Here is a 20,480-nt window from a genome sequence, read left to right as displayed (position 1 = left end):
GGGGAAATGAGCATGACAGTTATTAATTTAAACCTATCAATCAACTCTGAACGCTTACTTAACCGTATTCAAGAACTTGGCCTAACTGGTCTAGACAATGACAACAAAAGGACGAGATTAGCTGCTTCTGATGCAGAGAAAGCGGGGCGTGATCTCGTAGTCACTTGGATGAAGGAAATAGGATTGGAAGTTGAAATCGACAGAATCGGTAATATCTTTGGTATTTTGTATAGTACTGAAAATAGAAATGAAGCACCAATATTGCTTGGCTCGCACATCGACACAGTTATTAATGCCGGTATGTACGACGGATGCTATGGTGTTCTTTCAGGGCTTGAAGTAATAACCACTTTGCAGGAGACAGGTTTTGTTCCCAATCGTCCAATTGCAGTCGCAGCATTTACCAATGAGGAGGGAGTGCGCTATCAGCCTGACATGATGGGATCTCTTGTGTATGCTGGCGGGCTATCAGTTGAGGATGCTCTTAAATCGGTTGGTACGGATGGCACTTTATTAGGGGTGGAGCTTGAACGTATTGGATATTCCGGTTCAAAGGAGCCGGGCTATTTGAAGCCACACGCTTACATTGAGCTTCATGTCGAACAAGGCCCCATTCTAGAAAAAGTGGGTATTCCAATTGGTGCTGTTGAGAATCTTCAAGGTATTTCTTGGCAGCGTATTACAATTGAAGGTGTTGCCAATCACGCTGGTACTACACCAACTGATATGCGGTGTGATGCAGGACTTGCAGCGGCTCGGGTAATTACCTATTTACGTGATCGTGCGATAGCTTCTAATGGGCAAACTGTTGCAACAGTTGGAACGATTAGTTTTAAGCCAAATGCTGTTAATGTCATTCCATCATTGGCAACGTTCACTGTTGATTTGCGAAATCCAAACGAGAAGAGATTGAAAGAGGAAGAGCAGGCACTTGCAAACTACCTCGAAGAATTGGCGGTAACCGAAGAAGTAACCATTACATCGGAACAATTAGTACGTTTCCCTCCAGTCACTTTTGACCAAACAATCGTAAAACTAATAGAGCAAGTTGCAGGAGAGCGAGGACTCCAATCAAGACGAATGACATCTGGTGCGGGACATGATGCTCAAATGATGGCTCGCGTTTGCCCTACAGCTATGATTTTCGTCCCAAGTATTGACGGTATTAGTCATAATCCTAAGGAGTATACAAAAGATCCCGACTTGATAGCTGGAGCAAATGTATTGCTTGATGTCGTTTGCGAACTTGCAGGCAATCAGTAAAAAATCTATAAAGACAAACAAAAAAGCATGGCTTAAAGATTTAAGGTGTCATTCAAATTTAATTAGGATACCTACAATAAAACCTTTTTTAAGGAGATAAAAATGGGGAATTTAACAGAAATTAAATATATTGTAAATGAAAATGCAAGAAAAGCAGATATGGAGAAAGCAACTGTAGAATTTATTAATAGTGAAGTAATTGAAAAGGTAAGAAATTTTCATAAAAGCTTTCCAGAGTATAAAGTAACTCCACTTCACAGCTTAGATAAATTGTCTAAACAATTAGGATTTGGAAATATTTGGGTCAAAGATGAATCTTATCGATTTGGACTTAATGCTTTTAAAGTATTAGGTGGTTCATTTGCTGTAGGAAAATATTTAGCAAAAAAATTAAATGTCGATATCTCTGAGCTTTCTTTTGAAAAACTAAGAAGTAAAGAAGTAAAAGAAAAAATTGAAGACATTACTTTTGTAACAGCAACTGATGGAAATCACGGAAGAGGAATCGCTTGGGCAGCAAGTCAGCTTGGACAAAAATCGGTAGTATTGATGCCAAAAGGGTCTTCAGAAATAAGATTAAATAATATAAGAAAAGAAGGAGCAGAAGCTTCTATTACGGATCTTAACTATGATGATACAGTTAGACTGGCAAGCCAGAAGGCTGAGGAAAATGGCTGGGTCTTGGTACAGGATACGGCTTGGGATGGATATGAAGAGATTCCAACTTGGATTATGCAGGGTTATGGAACAATCTTGGATGAAGCTGTGGAGCAGATTGGCGAAGCTGGTGTTGAAATACCAACGCATGTGTTTTTACAAGCCGGAGTTGGCTCCTTTGCAGGTAGTATGCTCGGATATCTAGCTGGGAAATTCGGAGATCAACGTCCTATGACAGTTATTGTCGAACCGGATAAAGCGGCCTGTATATACAAATCTATGAATATTGGTGATGGAAAACCCCATTCAGTAACGGGCGCTTTGAATACGATTATGGCAGGCTTAGCCTGTGGGAAACCAAGTACAACTTCTTGGGGGGTTTTAAAAGATTATGCTGAGGCCTTTGTTTCTTGTCCAGACTATGTGGCCGCGCGAGGTATGCGAATTCTTGCAAACCCATTGGGCAGTGACCCTCAAATTGTTTCAGGTGAATCTGGTGCAGTTGGTTTGGGATTAGTTAGTCTATTGGCTGAAAACAAAATGCTCAATGTTATGAAAGAAATGTTGAAACTGAATCAAGATTCGAAGATTCTTATTATCAGCACAGAAGGTGACACGGATCCGGAGCATTATAGAAAAGTAGTATGGGATGGGGCATATCCATATGCATAGTCAATTTTAAAATAATAGTCTCTGAGAGGGTGATATGAATATGGCCGATGAAAATTTTGAAAAGCAGCTTACGGAATGGCGGCACTATCTTCATGCGCATCCCGAAAGTGCTTTCGAAGAAAAAAATACTTCTGAATTTCTTGCTACAGTACTAACAGATATGGGATTAGAAGTTCACAGAAATATTGGTGCTACTGGAATCGTTGCCAATCTTACAATAGGCGATGGGAAAGGTATTATAGGTATTCGATCAGATATAGATGCTATTAACCTAACTGAGGTGGGGGAACATCCATACACCTCCCAGAATCCTGGTAAAATGCACGCCTGTGGTCATGATGGTCATATGGCCACCGTATTGGGCGCAGCTAAGTTATTAACAGAGCGGAAAAATTTTAATGGAACAGTTAGATTTATTTTTCAACCTGCAGAGGAAACTGGTAAAGGCGCTTTTGCCATGATGCAAGACGGACTTTTTGATCGTTTTCCGGTAGATGAGATTTATGGAATGCACAATATGCCAGGCATGCCTGCGGGTTCCATTGCAACTCGTGTGGGCGGAATAATGGCCAGTGAAGATAACTTTGTCATCCGTATTAAGGGACAAGGCTCACATGCTTCAAACCCTCATATGGGGAAAGACCCGATCGTTATTGCGTCTGAAATTATTATTGCTTTACAAACCATTATCTCTCGTAATATGGACCCGAATGTTCCTGCTGTAATTTCATGTACTGAATTTATAACAGATGGGATTCGTAATGCGATACCTACGAATGTAGTGATTAAAGGGGATACTAGAAGTTATACCCCAGAGGTATCAAAGTTGCTGGAAGATAGAATGCGAACGATTAGTGAGGGAATTTGCAAAATAAATGGAGCAGAATGTCAATTTGAATATACCCATGAATTCGCACCAACAGTTAACTGGGCAGAGTGTGTTGATATAGCGGTAATAGCAGCCCAAAATGTGGTTGGTGAAAATAAAGTAGATGGAAATTGTCAACAGTGGATGGCTTCTGAAGACTTTGGTGCGTTTTTACAGAAGATTCCTGGTTGCTTTGTATTTATAGGAAATGGTGATGATTCTGATTTAATTGGCAATGTTCCACTTCATAACTCACGATATGACTATAATGATAAGATATTAAAAATTGGTGCGGAATATTTCGCTGAGTTAATTAAAATACGCTTGCCAAAATAAATATTTTATAATTGTTGATTTCCGCTCTAATCAACTTTGTTCTTTAACATAGTTAAGTTTTAATGCTGCCGAAGGGTCAAACCCCTTTGGCAGTATTTTTTACTTTGGATTGCATATCCGAGATTATTTCAATCTATCCGAGGTTAAAAAGCTGAGAAGTCCGTGTCGAAGCTGCCGATATTGTAAATAACTTCCTCCGCTTGTATTATTAGGTATAAAGAGAATGTTAAAGAGGGGAGCACATTTATGATCCCAGCAAAAATCGATTCCATTTCAATCACTCCGAAAAGAGAAAAAGGCGTGGAATCCATCCTTGATTGGTTCGAACAGCATAAACAATCGTTCTATTTACTTGGTTGGTCCTATCTTAGGAATCAAAAGCAAGTGGAAGAGGTTTTTTTTCGGTCCATTTTAAAAGTCCACAGGGAGCTACTACGATTTAAAAATGAATCATCATTTGAAACATGGGTGACATCCATTTTCATACATACCTGCCGGGAGCTTTCTTATGATAGAAGTTTACAAGTTTCAGAGGGAAGTGAATTGCGTCCAGATTTATTTAAAGCACTTGATCAATTGAAAGAGGACGAGAAAGAAGCGATGGTCCTTACCTATGTAAAAGGAATCTCTCAGGAGGAAGCGGCAAATCTTCTCCAAGTTTCAGTAGAAAAGTTGAAGGAGCTTTTGTTTTCCGGAATTCAGTCACTTAGAAAAGAAATGGGGTACGGATCACACATTGGTGGCTGTAAAGAGTATCATAAGGAATACATCGATTACTTAGGAAGAACACTAGAGCGGTCGAAAAAGATTGAGCTAGAGATACATATTTATCATTGTCAAGACTGTCAGGAGGATTTGGCAACATTCCAGGATGTCATGTTAACCATGTTAAATCTTACTGAAAAGGTGGAGGATTACCATGTGCCATTTGATTTCATGGAGAATGTCCAAGCGATGCTGGCAGATAAGGATAAGCACAGACAACTAAAAAATAAGAAACATAAAAGAATGGGAATGGTTTTTGCTAGTATTTTCGCTTTATTAGTGAGTGTAGAAGTTTTTACAGGGGCTTTTACCAATCTTTACTATACATGGACAGAAGAAGATCATGAGTTGCGTGCCTATTTGCAACAGGACATGAGTGAAAGGTTGAACCTGGAAGCAGAAAGTAATGGGGTGAAAATTAAAATCAAGAGTGTTATTGCTGATGATTTTCAGACGCTTGTTTTTTATGAAATAGAAGATACGGATGAAGACAACCAATATCTGATGAATTATGATGAAGGGGTTTCTGTGGAGAACCAGTATGAAATCATGAGCCGTACAGCAAATCCAAGGTACGATGCTCCTGACCTTACAACAGATGTAAATAATAAAGAAAAGACCGTGTATCAAGGAAAGATTAGTTTGCTGCCACTCTCCAAGGAAAAGGGGACAATCAAACTGAAGATCACAAAGCTTATTAAATTGATTCGTGATTCCTCTGATCGAAATAGGTTAAGGGTTTCCGATAATATGGAATATAAAACAGGGGAGTGGAACTTCGAGATCCCTGTAACAAAACAGCGTTCCGTGCAATATGCATTGGATATAGAAAAGGAAGTCGAGGGAATCCCGGTTCGATTTGATAAACTGACCATTGCTCCAACAGCAACGATTTTGCAATACAGTATTAAAAATGACCAGCTGAAGAAGCGGATAGATGCTCTTAATTTTGACCATCTAGAAGTGAATAATAAGAAATTAAAACCTGATTTGTATGGCGGCTCATTTTTAAATCCAATTCAAGACATGAATATGACTACTTTTCAAACCAACTTTGGCCCCCTTTTTGGAGAAGAACCAAAAGAAGTAAACGTTCAATTACAATCTATAAATTTAACGATTGAAGACAGAAAAACCATCGAGCTGGATGCTGCTAAAAAATATCCTCAATCTTTTGAATATGCAGGCAGTACCATCTCTATTGACAAGTTGGAAGTTGGAGCTTCTACCAACATGGTCATAAGCAATCATAAAGTTAAAAATCGGGCGTATGAGTCGCTGCAATTCGATATTATCGGTGAAAATGACAATCATCCTGATTCAATTGAGATGGAATCTGAGGGAGTACTCATTGATAAAAATGGGGTAGTATACGATATGAATGTAACTCCTTTCTCGTATGAAGAAATTGAGCAGCCCCGTTATTTCGTTACCGTTCAAAGGATGAAGTTACAAAGTAACAACACTGGAAAAAAAATGATTCCAAAACGGATGGAGATTGATGGATATAATACAACAAAATATTTAGATGATGTTGTGAAAATTTCGTTGGAATAACATCGGCTTGTCTTGTAATTGACAGTACAATTCCAAGAATACTAATAAAGTTTATTTTAAAATCGATAAAGCACTTGCGAATGGTTGTGTAATCAGCATCTGTGAGTGTTTTTTTGTGGGGAATTATTGAACTTGATTGTATTTTTCATAAGTTTCATGATTTATAAGGTAAAATTTAAACTATTATCAATTGTTTGAAAAAGGGGTGGAACATGGCTAAAATAGAGGTATCGTTATTTTTTTAGGAGGTACTTTGATGAGAGTAGCTATTGCCCAATTATCCACCAGTGTTGATAAAACTGCTAATTTAGAAAAAGCAGTTCAATATATCGCAAAAGCAAAAGGTTTGGGTGCGGACTTGTGTTTATTACCCGAATTCTATATGGCACTTGCCACCCCTAAGTCTGGCGTTTTGCCGGTTGAAGCAGCAGAACCATTGGATGGTCCTTTTGTCTCTGGGCTTAAAGAAGCTGCAAAGGCAAACGAAATCTATGTTGTTTGTGGAACGTATGAATCCAAGTCGGATGATCCAAAACGTGCATATAACACTACCGTAATGATCAATCGTTCTGGGGAACTCATCCATTCATACAGAAAAACACATTTATACGATGCCTTTAGTTATCATGAGTCAGATACCGTAATCCCAGGGGATAATCATTATAAAATAGTAGAAACAGAGTTTGGAAAAATTGGCTTGATGGTTTGCTATGAATTACGATTCCCTGAAATCGCAAGACAGTTTGCCCTTCAGGATGCGGATATTCTGTTTGTCCCGGCAGGATGGGTGGCAGGGCCAATGAAAGAGGATCATTGGCAGACGCTTATTCGTGCAAGAGCAATTGAAAATACTATGTTTGTCTGCGGCGCAAACCTTGTTGGCGATATTTTTACAGGGCGCAGTGTGATGGTAGATCCAATGGGGGTCATCACAGCAAGCGGCGGCGAAGAAGAAACATTAATTTTTTCAGATATAGACCTAGATCGGATTCGCCGGGTTCGCGAAAAACTTCCAAGTGTAAAACACCGAAAGCCCGAATTTTACCAGAGTCATTAAAAATTAAAGAAAAAGGCGTTTTCCGCAGGAATCCGCCTTTTTTCTTATTATAGCCATGAAGGAAAATCAAGATCTGACCAACTTATAATTTACTAATTTATAAGCCAAAATCGCCAAATATAATTTTGTACAATCCTCGAATGAACTCAAATTAGCCCCGGTCTTTTTTTCAATCTGCCCCAATCTATATTTTAGGGTATGACGGTGAATATACAAATCTTCTGCCGTGTTTTTGATATTTTGATTAAAATACAAATAGGCTTCAAGTGTAGTGATTAAATCCACACCACGTGTATCCAATAAGTTGCCTAGATATTGGTGGTAAAACTCTTCTAAACTCACTCCGGAATTTTTCATTTCAAGCAGCAGCTGATACAAACTAAAATCATCATAATGAACGATTGGCTGCGGTTTAAATAGAATTTGCGATAGATAGGAGGCTTGTTCTGCTTGCCTGGCACTTTCCGCCAGTATATTGAGGTTAGCAGCCGTTTTTCCAATTCCAATCGAAATGGGTACCCCCTCACAACTAGGTTCCATACTTTTAAGAAATTCTTTCGCTATTTCACTGATATTCCACCTATCGCTTACCTCAAGTAAAACTATCATACTATCTGATTTTGTCCGTATAAGACAGGGGATTTTCTTGTTTTTCAAAATGGATTGAATTGCTTCAATTAATTGCTCCTTTACTCCTTCATTGATTAAGCCAGCAAAATGGACCGAAAAAATCGTTTGTGGCTTGGTAAAGTCAATCCCCAATTTCTTTCCGCGCTCCATCACATCCGTTGGATTAACGATGGGTTGGGTCAAAAGTTCCTGGAGAAAATCACTCGCCACAAAAATTTCCCTCTGTTTATTGACAATTTGTTCAAGGAGTTCTTTCGTAATCATTGAAAAATTAATATTTGCAGGGATTTCAATTAAAGGCAGAGCATGTTGATCTGCAATTGAAATAAAGGATTGCGGAATTTCTTTTAGATATAAACCCGTATATAAAGCTACACCAGATAATTTTCCAAGGGCTAAAAGCCTCTTAAACTCCGATTGTTTTTCTTCATCTTCTCCAAGTCCGAACCCTGTCGTAATCAGGAATTCCCCTTCTTGAAGCCGATTAATATCCTCAATGACTTCCACAATGGTTACCCATTTCACCCAATTTTGTAACCCGTTTTTACCGGCAATCAATTTTGTTTGCTGCATAATCGGAAGTTGCAACGCTTCATGGATGCGAATTGCCAAAGAAACCAGTCCCTCTTCTTATTATTTCTAGCTATTATACATCGTGTATAAATCCAACTCTATTATTTCATCTTTTTGTAGAATTGTGAATCTTTAAAAAAGAATTTACTATTTTAATTATAGTAGAAAAAATATTATTCCAATTTATTTATAATAGTGAATTTGCTCTAGTGAGAGGGGTCAGAGGACATGGAACGTGATTATTTAATTAAACCGGTATTAGGTGCTAAATATCCTGTTGCTTCACATGGAAAAGGAATTTATATCTATGATATTGACGGCAATGAATATATTGATGGTGCTTCAGGGGCAGTAACCGCAAGCATTGGACATGGTGTACAAGAGGTTATGGATGCAATGGTTGAACAGGCCCAAAAAATTTCTTTTTCTTATCGGGGGCAATTTACTAGTGAACCTGCGGAAAAGTTAGCAAAAAAATTGAGTGATTTAGCGCCTGGAGATTTGAATTGGTCCTTCTTTGTTAATAGTGGCTCGGAAGCGACGGAAACCGCCATGAAAATTGCCATTCAGCATTGGAATGAAAAAGGGCTACCGCAAAAGAAACGGATTATCTCTAGATGGATTGGTTACCACGGTATTACAATCGGAGCCTTATCCATGTCAGGGCATGTATTAAGAAGGCGTGGATTTAATTCACTATTAGCAGATTATCCGACGATTTCGGCTCCATATTCGTATCGTCGTCCAGAGGGTATGACGGAAGAAGAGTGGGGGATTGCCTGTGCAGACGAGCTTGAGACGGCGATTCAACGATTTGGTGCAGATACGGTTGCAGCCTTTATTGCGGAGCCAATTGTGGGTGCCTCAGGAGGTGCGATCACACCTCCACCGGGATATTACGAACGGATCAGAGAAATTTGTGATCGTTATGACGTTTTATTTATTGCTGATGAAGTCATGACCGGTATTGGCCGTACTGGAAAGATGTTTGCAATGGAACATTGGGATGCTATTCCTGATTTGATTACTTTAGGAAAAGGTATGAGTGCAGGGTACACTCCTATTGCTGCCACTATTGTCAGTGACCGTGTTATGGCCCCAATCGTAAATGGCTCCAAGTCAGTTTTGGGCGGACATACCTATAGTGCCAATCCACAATCAGCGGCCGTTTCATTAAAGGTTTTGGAATATGTTGAGAAACATCAATTAGTTCAAAAAGCAGAAGAACAAGGACAGTATCTTTTTGAGAAATTAAAAGACTTATATAACACCTATGAAATAATTGGTGATGTAAGAGGAAAAGGACTCTTGTTAGGGATGGAATTTGTTTCAGACCGTGCCCAAAAAACATCCTTCCCTTCTCAATTGAATATAACAGGCAGAATCATTGAACGTGCATTTAAAAAAGGTTTAATCGTCTATCCAGCTGCGGGTGCAATCAATGGGGAAGGTGATTCAATTATCATTTCTCCGCCACTTATTATCACAAAAGCAGAAATTAACCGTTTAGTGGGCATTTTGGAAGAGGCAATTTCTGAGGTACAGTATGAGCTTACACAAACAGGAGGGAAGACCGATGCAGTCCCTGTCTAAAAAAGGCAAAGTAGCTTCATTAGAAGAGGCTCTCTCACATATTACAGATGGATGTACTTTAATGTACGGCGGATTCGGCGGAATTGGTACGCCCCCATCATTAGTAGATGGAATTTTAGAAAAAGGCTGTAAGGACTTACACTTAATCGGAAATGATACAGGTTTTCCTGATATCGGAATTGGAAGATTAGTCAGTGCCGGAAGAGTGAAGAAAATCATTACTTCCCATATCGGTTCTAATCCAATCGCAGGACAATTGATGACCGCTGGTGAATTGGAGGTAGAGTTTTCCCCACAAGGAACTTTGATTGAACGGATTCGTGCAGGCGGTATGGGATTAGGCGGCATTTTAACGGATGTTGGTTTTGGAACAATCGCTGAGGAAGGAAAAGATGTCGTTTCGGTGGATGGTAAGGAATATATGATTGAAAAAGCACTTACCTCCGAAGTTGCCATTGTTCATGCTTTAAAAGCAGACCCGCTCGGAAATCTTGTCTTTGATAAAAGTGCCCGTAATTTTAATCCACTTGTGGCGATGGCCGGGAATTTTACGATCGCCGAGGTAGAGGAAATTGTTCCAATTGGAGAACTGGATCCAGAGGCAATTGTTACACCGGGAATCTTTGTAAATATGGTAATACCGAGTAAGGGAGTGACATGGAAATGGGTTTGGGAGTAGAAGTAAGGCAACGGATTGCTAGACGTGCTGCGCAGGAAATTGAGGATGGTATGATTGTGAACCTTGGAATCGGAATTCCTACATTGGTTGCTGATTATATTCCTTCTGATATTTTTGTTCAGTTCCATGCGGAAAACGGGATATTAGGGACTGGCCCTACCCCGGTAAAGGGGGAGGCAGATCCGAACCTCTGCAATGCCGGCGGTTACCCTGTAACGTTAATGAAAGGAGCTTCCTATTTTGATAGTGCCATAGCCTTTGGAATGATTCGCCGCGGCTATCTTGATATCACGATCCTTGGCGCGCTCGAAGTAAGTGAAAAAGGAGATTTGGCCAATTGGATTGTTCCAGGAAAACGTGTTCCAGGAATGGGAGGAGCAATGGACCTCGCTCAAAAATCAAAGAAAGTGATTGTCCTGATGAATCACACGAATAAAAATGGCGAATCAAAAATTTTAAAGGAATGTACATTACCACTTACTGCTAAAAGTTGTGTGGATTTGATTATTACGGAAATGGCCGTAATTGAAGTTACTGAACAGGGCTTGCTGTTAAAAGAGGTAATGGAACCATATACCGTGGAGGATGTTATTAAGTATACCGATGCGCCTTTAACAGTAATGGTTGGGTTACCGAATTAAGGAGTGAAGGAAATGAATGAGGCTGTCATTGTAGCGGGTGTTCGTACGGCGGTAGGAGCATTTGGGAAATCTCTTAAAAATGTACCCGCCACTGAAATGGGACGACAAGTGCTGGAAGGGTTAATGGATAAAACCACTATAGAAAAAGAAGACGTGAATGAAGTGATTTTTGGCCATGGTTATGTTCATGGCGGCGGCTTAAATTCGGCAAGGATTTCTTCGCAATTAGCAGGATTCCCCGCCAGTGTACCAGGCAGTGTTGTCATCAAGGCATGTGGTTCAGGTTTAAAAGCGATTACGAATGCAGCACTAACGATTCAAACTGGTCAGGAAGAGGTCATCATTGCCGGCGGTGTAGAAAGTATGAGTCAGGTTCCATATCTAGTAAAAAATCGCTGGGGAAGTAAGTTCGGGAATCTTGAGATGGAAGATGCCTTATTAACAGACGGCCTTATTTGTTCGCTGGAAAAAGAACATATGGGCATGACCGCAGAGCGATTAGCAGAAATATACGGTATTTCTCGTGAAGAACAGGATCAATTTGCTTTAGAAAGCCATAAAAAGGCGGCACGAGCGATTGAAAACCACTATTTTGAGGAGGAAATTATTCCACTTGAAGTTAAAGATCGAAAAGGGAATTATTTTTTTCAAACAGATGAGTCCGTACGAATGGATATACAAGTAGGGAAGTTAACAAAACTTCCGCCTGCTTTCAAAAAGGATGGTTTGATTACGGCAGGTAATGCTTGTCCGATGAATGATGGTGCTGCGGCAGTATTGATGATGTCAAAAGAGAAGGCGGAAGCAAGAGGGATAAAACCGTTATTAAAGGTTAGAGCATTTGCAAGTGCTGGGGTAGAAGCAAATGTTATGGGAATTGGCCCTGTCCCAGCTACGAAAAAAGCTTTGCAAAAAGCAGGATTAACATTGGATCAAATTGGACGCATTGAACTGAACGAGGCGTTTGCTGCACAGGCATTGGCTGTAATAAAAGAATTAGATTTAGACCCTGAAAAAGTAAATGTTAACGGTGGGGCGATTGCACTTGGTCATCCAGTTGGGGCAACAGGTGCGAAATTAACGGTAACTTTAATGAACGAAATGTTACGAACCAATACAAAGTACGGCATGGTAACACTGTGTATGGCCGGAGGCATGGGGCTGTCTGTTATCTATGAAAACCTTTGCTTATAGTTTTGAAGATAAAGAGAATGAGGTGAAAAATGATGCAAACGATTGTAAATGATATTCAAGCTTGGCTAAAGGATCATTTTGAAGAGGGGACTCTTCTTTTGCAGCGCCTAGTTCAGGCTCCAAGTATTGCAGGCAATGAGGCTGGTGCTCAATCCATAATTGCTAAAAAATTAAACGAAATGGGTTTAAAGGTAGATGTATGGGAGCCGGATGGAAATGAACTAAAAGCGAATGAATATTTTTGTTCGCCAAGAGAACAATTTACTGGGAGCCCAAATGTTGTCGGAGTATTAGCTGGAACCGGCGGAGGCCGTTCGATGATTTTGAATGGTCATATTGATGTTGTTCCTGAGGGGGATCATGAACAATGGTCTGATGATCCTTATAGTGGTGTTGTGAAAGATGGAAAAATGTACGGACGCGGGGTCACGGATATGAAAGGTGGTTTAGTTTCATTTCTCCTCGCAATTGAGGCCATTCAAAAGCTCGATATTAAGCTTAAAGGTGATGTAATTTTCCAAAGTGTTGTGGAAGAAGAGAGCGGCGGGGCAGGTACATTGTCTACCCTTCTTAAAGGTTATAAAGCAGATGCTGCCCTGATAACAGAGCCTACCAATATGCGAATTTTTCCGAAACAGCAAGGGTCGATGTGGTTTCGAATCTTAGTGAAAGGGCGCTCTGCTCATGGTGGCACGCGCTATGAAGGGGTAAGCGCTCTTGAAAAAACCATGCTGGTGGTTAATCAAATTAGAGGTTTAGAAATCAGGCGAAACGAACAAATTGATGATCCTCTTTATGAAAAAACGCCAATCCCAATTCCGATCAACATTGGTGTTGTATCTGGTGGAACTTGGCCATCTTCTGTTCCAGATTTAGTTAAAATAGAGGGCAGAATGGGAGTAGCTCCAAATGAGAAAATGGAAGACGCTAAGCGGGAAATGAGTCAATGTTTGCAGCAACTTGCGGAAATTGATCCATGGTTTGCAGAACAGCCTGTTGTTTTAGAATGGTTTGGTGCACAGTGGCTTCCTGGTTCAATTGATATCGAACATGAATTGATGAATTCCCTTGTTCATCAGTACCGTGAATCAGTCGGTGAGGAACCGGTCATTGAAGCGGCACCATGGGGAACGGATGGGGGATTACTCACAGAAATCGGAAAAATCCCAACAGTTGTTTTTGGCCCAGGTGTAACGGAAATGGCTCATTATCCAAATGAATATATCGAAATGGAAAAAGTTTTTAAAGCGGCAGAAGTTATTGCGTTAACCCTGCTTCAATGGTGTAATTCTCAGAATTAACATTTAGGAAGTCCAAATCTCTTCTTTAGTAAAGAGGTTTGGACTTTTTTGATTTAGGCTATGTTAAAGAACAATGTTGATTTTTAAAGAAAGTTGATTGGAGCGGAAGGCACGAAGACTCCTGTGGGAGTACGGGGTAGGGGAGACCCCACAGGAGCAAAGCGACGAGGAGGCTCCCCAGACCGCCCACGGAAAGCGAAGTGCCTGGAGCGGAAATCAACAACCAAGTTTAACAGAGCCTTTATTTAAAAAGGATTTCTCGCATTTATTGACGAAACATGATATTTATCATGTATGTGACATGACAGGTATGACTACAAAAGGCAGATTTTCTTCTTTAATATGAGTGATAACATGATGTAGAAGGGAATCAAAAACATGATTGAACAAAACCAACGAAATTTGCGCAAGCAGGTTGCCCCGTTTGAAAAAGCAAATACAAAAGACAGTGTCTGGCAATTGGTCAATACACTTATTCCGTTTTTTCTATTATGGTTCATTGCTTATAAAAGCCTATCGGTTTCGTATTTGCTTACATTATTATTTGCGGTTATCGCTGCGGGATTTTTAGTAAGGGTTTTCATCATTTTTCATGATTGCTGCCACCATTCATTTTTTAAAAGCCGTAAGGCCAATAAAATTCTTGGCACTATAACGGGTGTGTTAACCGTTCATCCATATAGTCAATGGCAGCACGAGCATTCTGTTCACCATGCTACAAGCAGTAATTTGGATAAGCGGGGCACAGGCGATATTTGGATGCTAACGGTCGATGAATATCAGGCAGCGACGTTTTGGACACGTGCAGCCTATCGTTTTTATCGAAATCCAATCGTGATGTTCGGCTTGGGGCCAATATATGTTTTTCTTCTTAAAAATCGCTTTAACCGAAAAGATGCAAGAATGAAGGAAAGAATGAATACGTATCTAACCAACATCTTGATTGTTGTATTAGCCGCATTCCTTTGCTGGGGAATCGGCTGGGTTAATTTTCTTTTAGTTCAAGGACCGATATTCATGATTTCCGGAGCAGCGGGGATTTGGTTATTTTACGTACAGCATACGTTTGAGGATTCTTATTTTGAAGAAGATCAGGATTGGGAATATGTAAAAGCAGCTGTTGAAGGCAGTTCCTTTTATAAGCTTCCGAAACTGTTACAATGGGTGACAGGGAATATTGGCTACCACCATGTCCATCATTTAAGTCCAAGGGTGCCGAATTACAAGCTTGAAGCTGTACACAACCATACGGAGCCTCTTAAAAATGTTCCAACCATTACACTTTCGACAAGTCTAGCATCACTGAAATTTCATTTATGGGATGAGACGGCGAAAAAGTTTGTGGGCTTTAAAGATTTACGATCTTCAGTTAAAATGAAAAGTGTTAAACAAATATAAAAATGGATGCAGGATAAGGGCCAAGGTGTTCTTGTCCTTCATTTTTATTCCGTCGAGTAATGAGGTTTTGCTAATGATAAAAAAGTATATGACCTTCCAGAAGAGTAATGGGATCGCTCCTTATATTTGGACGGTTCTATGTATTCTACCGTTTTACTTTATTTTCCAATCTCAATCAGTAATTAAAATTGTTGTAGGAATTTTGCTTACCATTTTATTTTTTATTTTTTATCGTATTGCTTTTATTTCGAGAGGGTGGCCGGTCTATCTTTGGACATTAATTCTGATTGGTATTTCGATTACCTCGAGCAGTCTTTTTAGCTATGTTTACTTTGCATTTTTTCTGGCTTATTTTATTGGAAATATAAAAGACCGGGTTCCCTTTCTGATTCTTTATTTTATTCATCTGTTTAGTACATCGGCCTCTATTAATTACAACATAGTTGTTCATGAAAAGTTGTTTTTACAACAGTTGCCTTTTGTCATTATTATCTGGATCAGCGTGATTCTTCTTCCGTTTAGTATTTATAATCGGAAAGAACGAGGGCAGCTTGAGGAAAAGCTAGAGGATGCCAATAAGAGAATTTCGGAATTGGTTAAAATGGAAGAGCGGCAGCGGATTGCCCGAGACCTTCATGATACACTGGGACAAAAACTTTCTCTTATTGGACTAAAGAGTGATTTAGCGCGAAAATTAATTACGAAGGACCCCGAACAAGCGCGAAATGAATTAAAGGACGTTCAACAAACAGCACGAACTGCATTAAGTGAAGTGCGAAAAATGGTATCATCGATGCGCGGAATTCGGTTGAAGGATGAAATACAAAGAGTAAAACAGATTCTGAAAGCTGCGCAAATTCAGTTCAAGTGTGATGAAGAACCGACATTAACGAATGTTTCCCTATTAACAGAGAATATATTAAGTATGTGCCTGAAAGAGGCTGTAAATAATGTGGTTAAGCACAGCGGAGCTGCTTCCTGTACCCTGACCATTGAGCAAACATGGAATGGAATTGTAATGAAAATTAGTGATGACGGAGTTTTTAACCGTGTTGAAAAATTTCAATACGAAGGTCACGGATTGCTTGGAATGAAGGAACGTCTCGAATTTATTAATGGAAGTCTGGACCTTTTAACAGAAAAGGGCACAACCTTAATGATAAGAGTTCCGAATGATGTTACGCCGAGAGATAGGGTGGGGGATGGAAAATGATTTCAATTGTCATTGCGGAAGATCAGAAAATGCTATTAGGGGCCTTTGGATCCCTTCTTGACTTAGAAGATGATATGAGTGTAGTTGGGAAGGCATCTAATGGTGCAGAAGCTGTTTCCCTTGTTAAAAAGCTAAAGCCGGATGTTTGTATTATGGATATTGAAATGCCTGGAAAAAGCGGGCTTGAGGCAGCTGAAGAGCTTAAGGGCTGTGGCTGTAAGGTCATCATTTTAACTACCTTTGCGCGCTCTGGTTATTTTCACCGTGCATTAAAAGCAGGGGTGAGCGGCTATTTGTTGAAGGATAGTCCGAGTGACGAGCTAGCGGGTTCTATCCGAAGTGTAATGGCTGGAAAAAGAATCTATGCACCAGAGCTGATGGATGATGTTTATGGCGAGGAGAATCCCCTCACCGATCGTGAAAAAGAGGTACTTGAGCTGGTGGCTGATGGTAAAAATACAAAGGAAATTGCCGAGGAGCTTAGCATTAAAACCGGAACAGTCCGAAATTATATTTCGATTATCCTCGATAAACTGGAAGTAAAAAATCGGATAGAAGCTATTACCCAGTCCAAGGAAAAAGGATGGTTTAAATAAATTAATGCCTGTATCTTTTTTGAGATATAGGCTTTTTTAATTAATGAAGGACAAAAATAGGAAGGGGAGGGTGGAAAATGTCCTTCATGAAGCTGATGAAGGACAAAATTGAGTAGGGAACCGTGCAAAATGCCCTTCATGAAGCTGATGAAGGACAAAATTGAGTAGGGACCCGTGGAAAATGTCCTTCATGAAGCTGATGAAGGACAAAATTGAGTAGGGAACCGTGGAAAATGTCCATCATGAAGCCGATGAAGGACAAAAATCGGAAGGGGCCCGTGCAAAATGTCCTTCATAAAGCCGATGAAGGACAAAATCGGAAGGGGAGGGTGGAAAATGTCCTTCATAAAGCCGATGAAGGACAAAATTGAGTAGGGAACCGTGTAAAATGTCCTTCATGAAGCTGATGAAGGACAAAAATCGGAAGGGGCCCGTGTAAAATGTCCTTCATAAAGCCGATGAAGGACAAAAATCAGTTGGAACTGTGCAAAATGTCCTTCATGAAGCTGCTGAAGGACAAAATTGAGCAGGGACCCGTGCAAAATGTCCTTCATGAAGCCGATGAAGGACAAAAATCAGTTGGAACCATGCAAAATATCCTTCATGAAGCTGATGAAGGACAAAATTGAGTAGGGAACCGTGTAAAATGTCCTTCATGAAGCCGATGAAGGACAAAAATCGGAAGGGAACCGTGCAAAATGTCCTTCATGAAGCCGATGAAGGACAAAAATCGGAAGGGGCCCGTGGAAAATGTCCTTCATAAAGCAAATGAAGGACAAAAATCAGTTGGAACTGTGCAAAATGTCCTTCATGAAGCTGATGAAGGACAAAATTGAGTAGGGAACCGTGCAAAATGTCCTTCATAAAGCCAATGAAGGACAAAAATCGGAAGGGGAAGGTTCAAAATGTCCTTCATCGTGCTCCATAAGTCCTTCCAAGTTAGACAGCAGCCAAAAATCTCTTGATATGTTGATATACTTCTTCTGGACGTTCCTCGGGGACAGCATGCCCAGTTTCTTTTAAAACAATCAGCTCTGAATTAGTTAAATCCTTTTTTAATCGTTCTCCCACATGAAGCGGCATAGAGCGGTCGTGTTCGCCCCAAATTAATAAACAAGGTGTTTTGATTTTGTGAAGAACCTCAACTGGCAGATCTCCCTCACGGTGGCGAATCATTTTGGTAAGAGCGACAAAGATTTTATCCTGTAAAAATGGCTGCAGATAGCCATTTATCATTTCCTCATTAATTAATGAATGATTAAAAAGAGAATCCTGAAGGTTTTTCTTCACGCCGGTTCGGGCCAGCCAATATTTCACAAAGAGGTGGAAATAGGGAATGTAACTGGTGAGAATCAGCGGTAACCCAAACCGTTTCAAATAAGACGAACTGCAAAGCAGGATGGCTTTGTCAGCTAGCTCCGGCATCATATGCAGGATGTTAAGTACAATCTGACCACCCATGGAGTGGCCTAATAATGTCATTTTTTTTATCCCAAAAAGCTCGGTAAGTTTTATCACCGTTTGAGCAAGATTTTTATAAGAGTATACATAACGACTGGACTTATCACTTTTCCCAAAAGGGGGGAGGTCAATGGATAAAACTTGATAATCCTGCTTTAATAAAGGTATTAAATGGCGAAAGGTAAAAGTGGATGAAAGAAAGCCATGCAATAAAATAACCGTTTTGTCCGTTGTTGATTTTGGATAGAATTCATAATAAATATTGATGTTATTTACCTGCTGGTGCCCGGTTAACACAGCCTGTTCCATTTAATCCGCCTCCAACTCTTATTAAAAAATGGATGGCTATAATTTTCCCAAATACAATCTAATTACCCGCTAAAAAAAAATTACCAAAAATTTTTAAAATAAAGTGTTTGAATTTTTAGAAAATTATTAGTATAATAAAAAAAAACTAAAGGAGTTGATTTCCGATGGAAAAGAAATTACTTAATTCACCACAACAATCAAATGAAGAGATGGATTCAAAAATTGCTGAAATGGTGTTAAACAATGCCTTGCTCGAATTTCGCAAAGCAAAAATTCGGGAGGAAATCGATCACTCCTTACAGGAAAGAAATAAAGAAAAATTCCTAAAGCTGACAGAGGAATTAAAGAAAATTTCGTAGCTCACTAACCATAATTTTAATTTAAAAATCTGAACCCCTTTTCAATAAGAAAAGGGGTTCTTTGTGCTCTCTATTTTTTTGCCTAGCATTTTTTAAATACAACTTCTATCTATCATTTTGGCTGCATAGGATTTTGATAGAGGGAGGTACAAACCAATGAAAAAAAATAAGCCTTTTAGTTTGTTTATCCGGATCAATGGTGCAGTTTTATCGGTTATTTTCATTTTTATTCTAATTGCCGGAATGACGACAATCCTTTCGTTAAAAATGTCCTCGGATTCGGTAGGAGAAGTATTGGAAACATCTGATTTAAATAAACTATATCTTTACTTTTTTGGTAGTGAAAACAAATATTATATCCAAAATAGTAAAGATATTAAAGATATTCCATTAACAAAGGTTGGCTTTCAAATCGCAACCAATATAAAAATTAGCGATATTCGAACCTTCTTTGAAAGAGAATTGCCCGGTTTCGCTGAATTTAATACAAAAATTGAACTTGCCGGTCAAGGAACCGATTTAACCACACTACCAATCGAATCCGCACCACCGATGGATGTTTTATTAAAAGAAAGAGATATTGCCCAAAACGAATTAAATGAAAATGACTCAAACGAAAATAACAACACACCACCGCCAAGTCAAACCACAAATGGGAAACAAGTAGTGTTTATCTATCATACACATAGCTGGGAATCCTATCTGCCACTATTAAAGGGTGTTACAAACCCGGATGAAGCTGTTAGTTCCAACAATCGCGTTAATGTTGTGGGAGTAGGGGATTATTTGGTTAAGGATTTAGCTGCAAGGGGGATTGGCAGTGACAATAGCACAATTAATGCTACGCAAGAGCTTCACAAAAGAGGGTTGGATTATTACTCGGCTTACCAATTTTCAAGGGGCGTTGTGCAAGAGGCGATGGCTGGAAATCATGATTTGAAATTTATGATAGATATTCACCGTGATTCATTAGGAAGGCAAAAAACAACTACGACCATTAATGGGAAGAGCTATGCAAGGTTAGTTTTTATCGTCGGGCAGAATAACTCCAATTATGAAAAAAATACTATTTTGGCTAAAAACCTTCATAAGGCATTAGAAAAGAAATATCCAGGATTAAGCCGAGGGGTCGTTTCAAAAGATAAAAGTGAAGGAAATGGGGTTTACAATCAAGATCTTTCCCCACGGGCAATACTACTAGAAGTTGGGGGCGTCGATAACAATATGACAGAACTCCATAATGCAATCGATGCGTTTGCAGATGTGTTTAGTGAATATTATTGGCATATGAAAAATGCTAAAGCATTTTAACGGGAAAAGGAGGCCATGACTAGGCCTTCTTTTTGCATTTATGTAAA

At 39.6% G+C, this 20,480-nt stretch carries 20 protein-coding genes; 18 read left to right on the top strand and 2 right to left on the bottom strand.

Going from position 1 to position 20,480, the window contains the following annotated elements; genetic code table 11:
• The first annotated feature begins 12 nt into the window (after positions 1–12).
• The 5 genes from E2K98_RS02240 to E2K98_RS02220 all read left to right on the top strand — a co-directional run bounded on the left by E2K98_RS02240 (position 13) and on the right by E2K98_RS02220 (position 7,175).
• Complete coding sequence (locus E2K98_RS02240) at positions 13–1,263, top strand: Zn-dependent hydrolase (RefSeq protein WP_133332667.1); 1,251 nt, start codon at positions 13–15, stop codon at positions 1,261–1,263.
• 102 nt (positions 1,264–1,365) lie between these two features.
• Complete coding sequence (gene dpaL, locus E2K98_RS02235; protein ID WP_133332666.1) at positions 1,366–2,592, top strand: diaminopropionate ammonia-lyase; 1,227 nt, start codon at positions 1,366–1,368, stop codon at positions 2,590–2,592.
• A 40-nt stretch (positions 2,593–2,632) separates the two neighbouring features.
• Positions 2,633–3,796: a M20 aminoacylase family protein gene (locus E2K98_RS02230; RefSeq protein ID WP_208025306.1), complete on the top strand. Its 1,164-nt coding sequence runs from the start codon at positions 2,633–2,635 to the stop codon at positions 3,794–3,796.
• 246 nt (positions 3,797–4,042) lie between these two features.
• Positions 4,043–6,118, top strand: coding sequence for a sigma-70 family RNA polymerase sigma factor (locus tag E2K98_RS02225; RefSeq protein WP_133332664.1), 2,076 nt, complete (start codon positions 4,043–4,045; stop codon positions 6,116–6,118).
• 256 nt (positions 6,119–6,374) lie between these two features.
• Positions 6,375–7,175, top strand: coding sequence for a carbon-nitrogen hydrolase family protein (locus E2K98_RS02220; RefSeq protein ID WP_133332663.1), 801 nt, complete (start codon positions 6,375–6,377; stop codon positions 7,173–7,175).
• 66 nt (positions 7,176–7,241) lie between these two features.
• On the opposite strand, the gene E2K98_RS02215 is transcribed toward E2K98_RS02220, so the two are convergent.
• Positions 7,242–8,417: a PucR family transcriptional regulator gene (locus E2K98_RS02215; protein ID WP_133332662.1), complete on the bottom strand. Its 1,176-nt coding sequence runs from the start codon at positions 8,415–8,417 to the stop codon at positions 7,242–7,244.
• A 189-nt stretch (positions 8,418–8,606) separates the two neighbouring features.
• Between E2K98_RS02215 and E2K98_RS02210 the strand changes: the two genes are divergently transcribed.
• The 11 genes from E2K98_RS02210 (at position 8,607) to E2K98_RS30700 (ending at position 17,829) form a co-directional block, all read left to right on the top strand.
• Positions 8,607–9,971: an aspartate aminotransferase family protein gene (locus E2K98_RS02210; protein ID WP_133332661.1), complete on the top strand. Its 1,365-nt coding sequence runs from the start codon at positions 8,607–8,609 to the stop codon at positions 9,969–9,971.
• Positions 9,955–10,650, top strand: a complete 696-nt coding sequence (locus E2K98_RS02205) for a CoA transferase subunit A (RefSeq protein WP_133332660.1) — start codon at positions 9,955–9,957, stop codon at positions 10,648–10,650. Before E2K98_RS02210 ends, E2K98_RS02205 begins: the two co-directional genes overlap by 17 nt.
• Positions 10,635–11,291, top strand: coding sequence for a 3-oxoacid CoA-transferase subunit B (locus tag E2K98_RS02200; RefSeq protein WP_133332659.1), 657 nt, complete (start codon positions 10,635–10,637; stop codon positions 11,289–11,291). The genes E2K98_RS02205 and E2K98_RS02200 overlap by 16 nt, the downstream gene beginning before the upstream one ends.
• Before the next feature lie 12 nt (positions 11,292–11,303).
• The gene (locus E2K98_RS02195) at positions 11,304–12,485 is read left to right on the top strand and encodes a thiolase family protein (protein ID WP_133332658.1); all 1,182 of its coding nucleotides are present in this window, start codon (positions 11,304–11,306) and stop codon (positions 12,483–12,485) included.
• 32 nt (positions 12,486–12,517) lie between these two features.
• Positions 12,518–13,786 carry a peptidase gene (locus E2K98_RS02190; protein ID WP_133332776.1) on the top strand — a complete coding sequence of 423 codons (1,269 nt, stop codon included), beginning with the start codon at positions 12,518–12,520 and terminating at the stop codon, positions 13,784–13,786.
• Between the two features lie 378 nt (positions 13,787–14,164).
• Positions 14,165–15,184, top strand: a complete 1,020-nt coding sequence (locus E2K98_RS02180; protein WP_133332657.1) for a fatty acid desaturase — start codon at positions 14,165–14,167, stop codon at positions 15,182–15,184.
• A gap of 73 nt (positions 15,185–15,257) precedes the next feature.
• The gene (locus E2K98_RS02175) at positions 15,258–16,397 is read left to right on the top strand and encodes a sensor histidine kinase (protein ID WP_133332656.1); all 1,140 of its coding nucleotides are present in this window, start codon (positions 15,258–15,260) and stop codon (positions 16,395–16,397) included.
• Entirely contained in the window at positions 16,394–16,993 is a 600-nt protein-coding gene (locus E2K98_RS02170) for a response regulator transcription factor (protein WP_133332655.1), read from the top strand. Before E2K98_RS02175 ends, E2K98_RS02170 begins: the two co-directional genes overlap by 4 nt.
• Positions 16,994–17,205: 212 nt before the next feature.
• On the top strand, positions 17,206–17,364 hold the full coding sequence (locus tag E2K98_RS30705) for a hypothetical protein (RefSeq protein ID WP_165976146.1): 159 nt from the start codon (positions 17,206–17,208) through the stop codon (positions 17,362–17,364).
• Between the two features lie 69 nt (positions 17,365–17,433).
• On the top strand, positions 17,434–17,622 hold the full coding sequence (locus E2K98_RS02165) for a hypothetical protein (RefSeq protein WP_133332654.1): 189 nt from the start codon (positions 17,434–17,436) through the stop codon (positions 17,620–17,622).
• A 69-nt stretch (positions 17,623–17,691) separates the two neighbouring features.
• Entirely contained in the window at positions 17,692–17,829 is a 138-nt protein-coding gene (locus tag E2K98_RS30700) for a hypothetical protein (protein WP_165976145.1), read from the top strand.
• 103 nt (positions 17,830–17,932) lie between these two features.
• On the opposite strand, the gene E2K98_RS02160 is transcribed toward E2K98_RS30700, so the two are convergent.
• Positions 17,933–18,763 (bottom strand): alpha/beta fold hydrolase, encoded by an 831-nt coding sequence (locus E2K98_RS02160; protein WP_133332653.1) that lies wholly within the window; start codon positions 18,761–18,763, stop codon positions 17,933–17,935.
• A 164-nt stretch (positions 18,764–18,927) separates the two neighbouring features.
• Between E2K98_RS02160 and E2K98_RS02155 the strand changes: the two genes are divergently transcribed.
• Together E2K98_RS02155 and spoIIP are read left to right on the top strand one after the other, a co-directional pair.
• Positions 18,928–19,122: an IDEAL domain-containing protein gene (locus E2K98_RS02155; protein WP_133332652.1), complete on the top strand. Its 195-nt coding sequence runs from the start codon at positions 18,928–18,930 to the stop codon at positions 19,120–19,122.
• Between the two features lie 156 nt (positions 19,123–19,278).
• A complete protein-coding gene (spoIIP, locus tag E2K98_RS02150; protein ID WP_133332651.1) occupies positions 19,279–20,433 on the top strand; it encodes a stage II sporulation protein P in 1,155 nt (384 codons plus the stop codon).
• The last annotated feature ends 47 nt before the right edge of the window (positions 20,434–20,480 follow it).

This window comes from Bacillus salipaludis, assembly GCF_004358205.1.
This window is presented reverse-complemented; position numbering and strand designations above follow the sequence as displayed.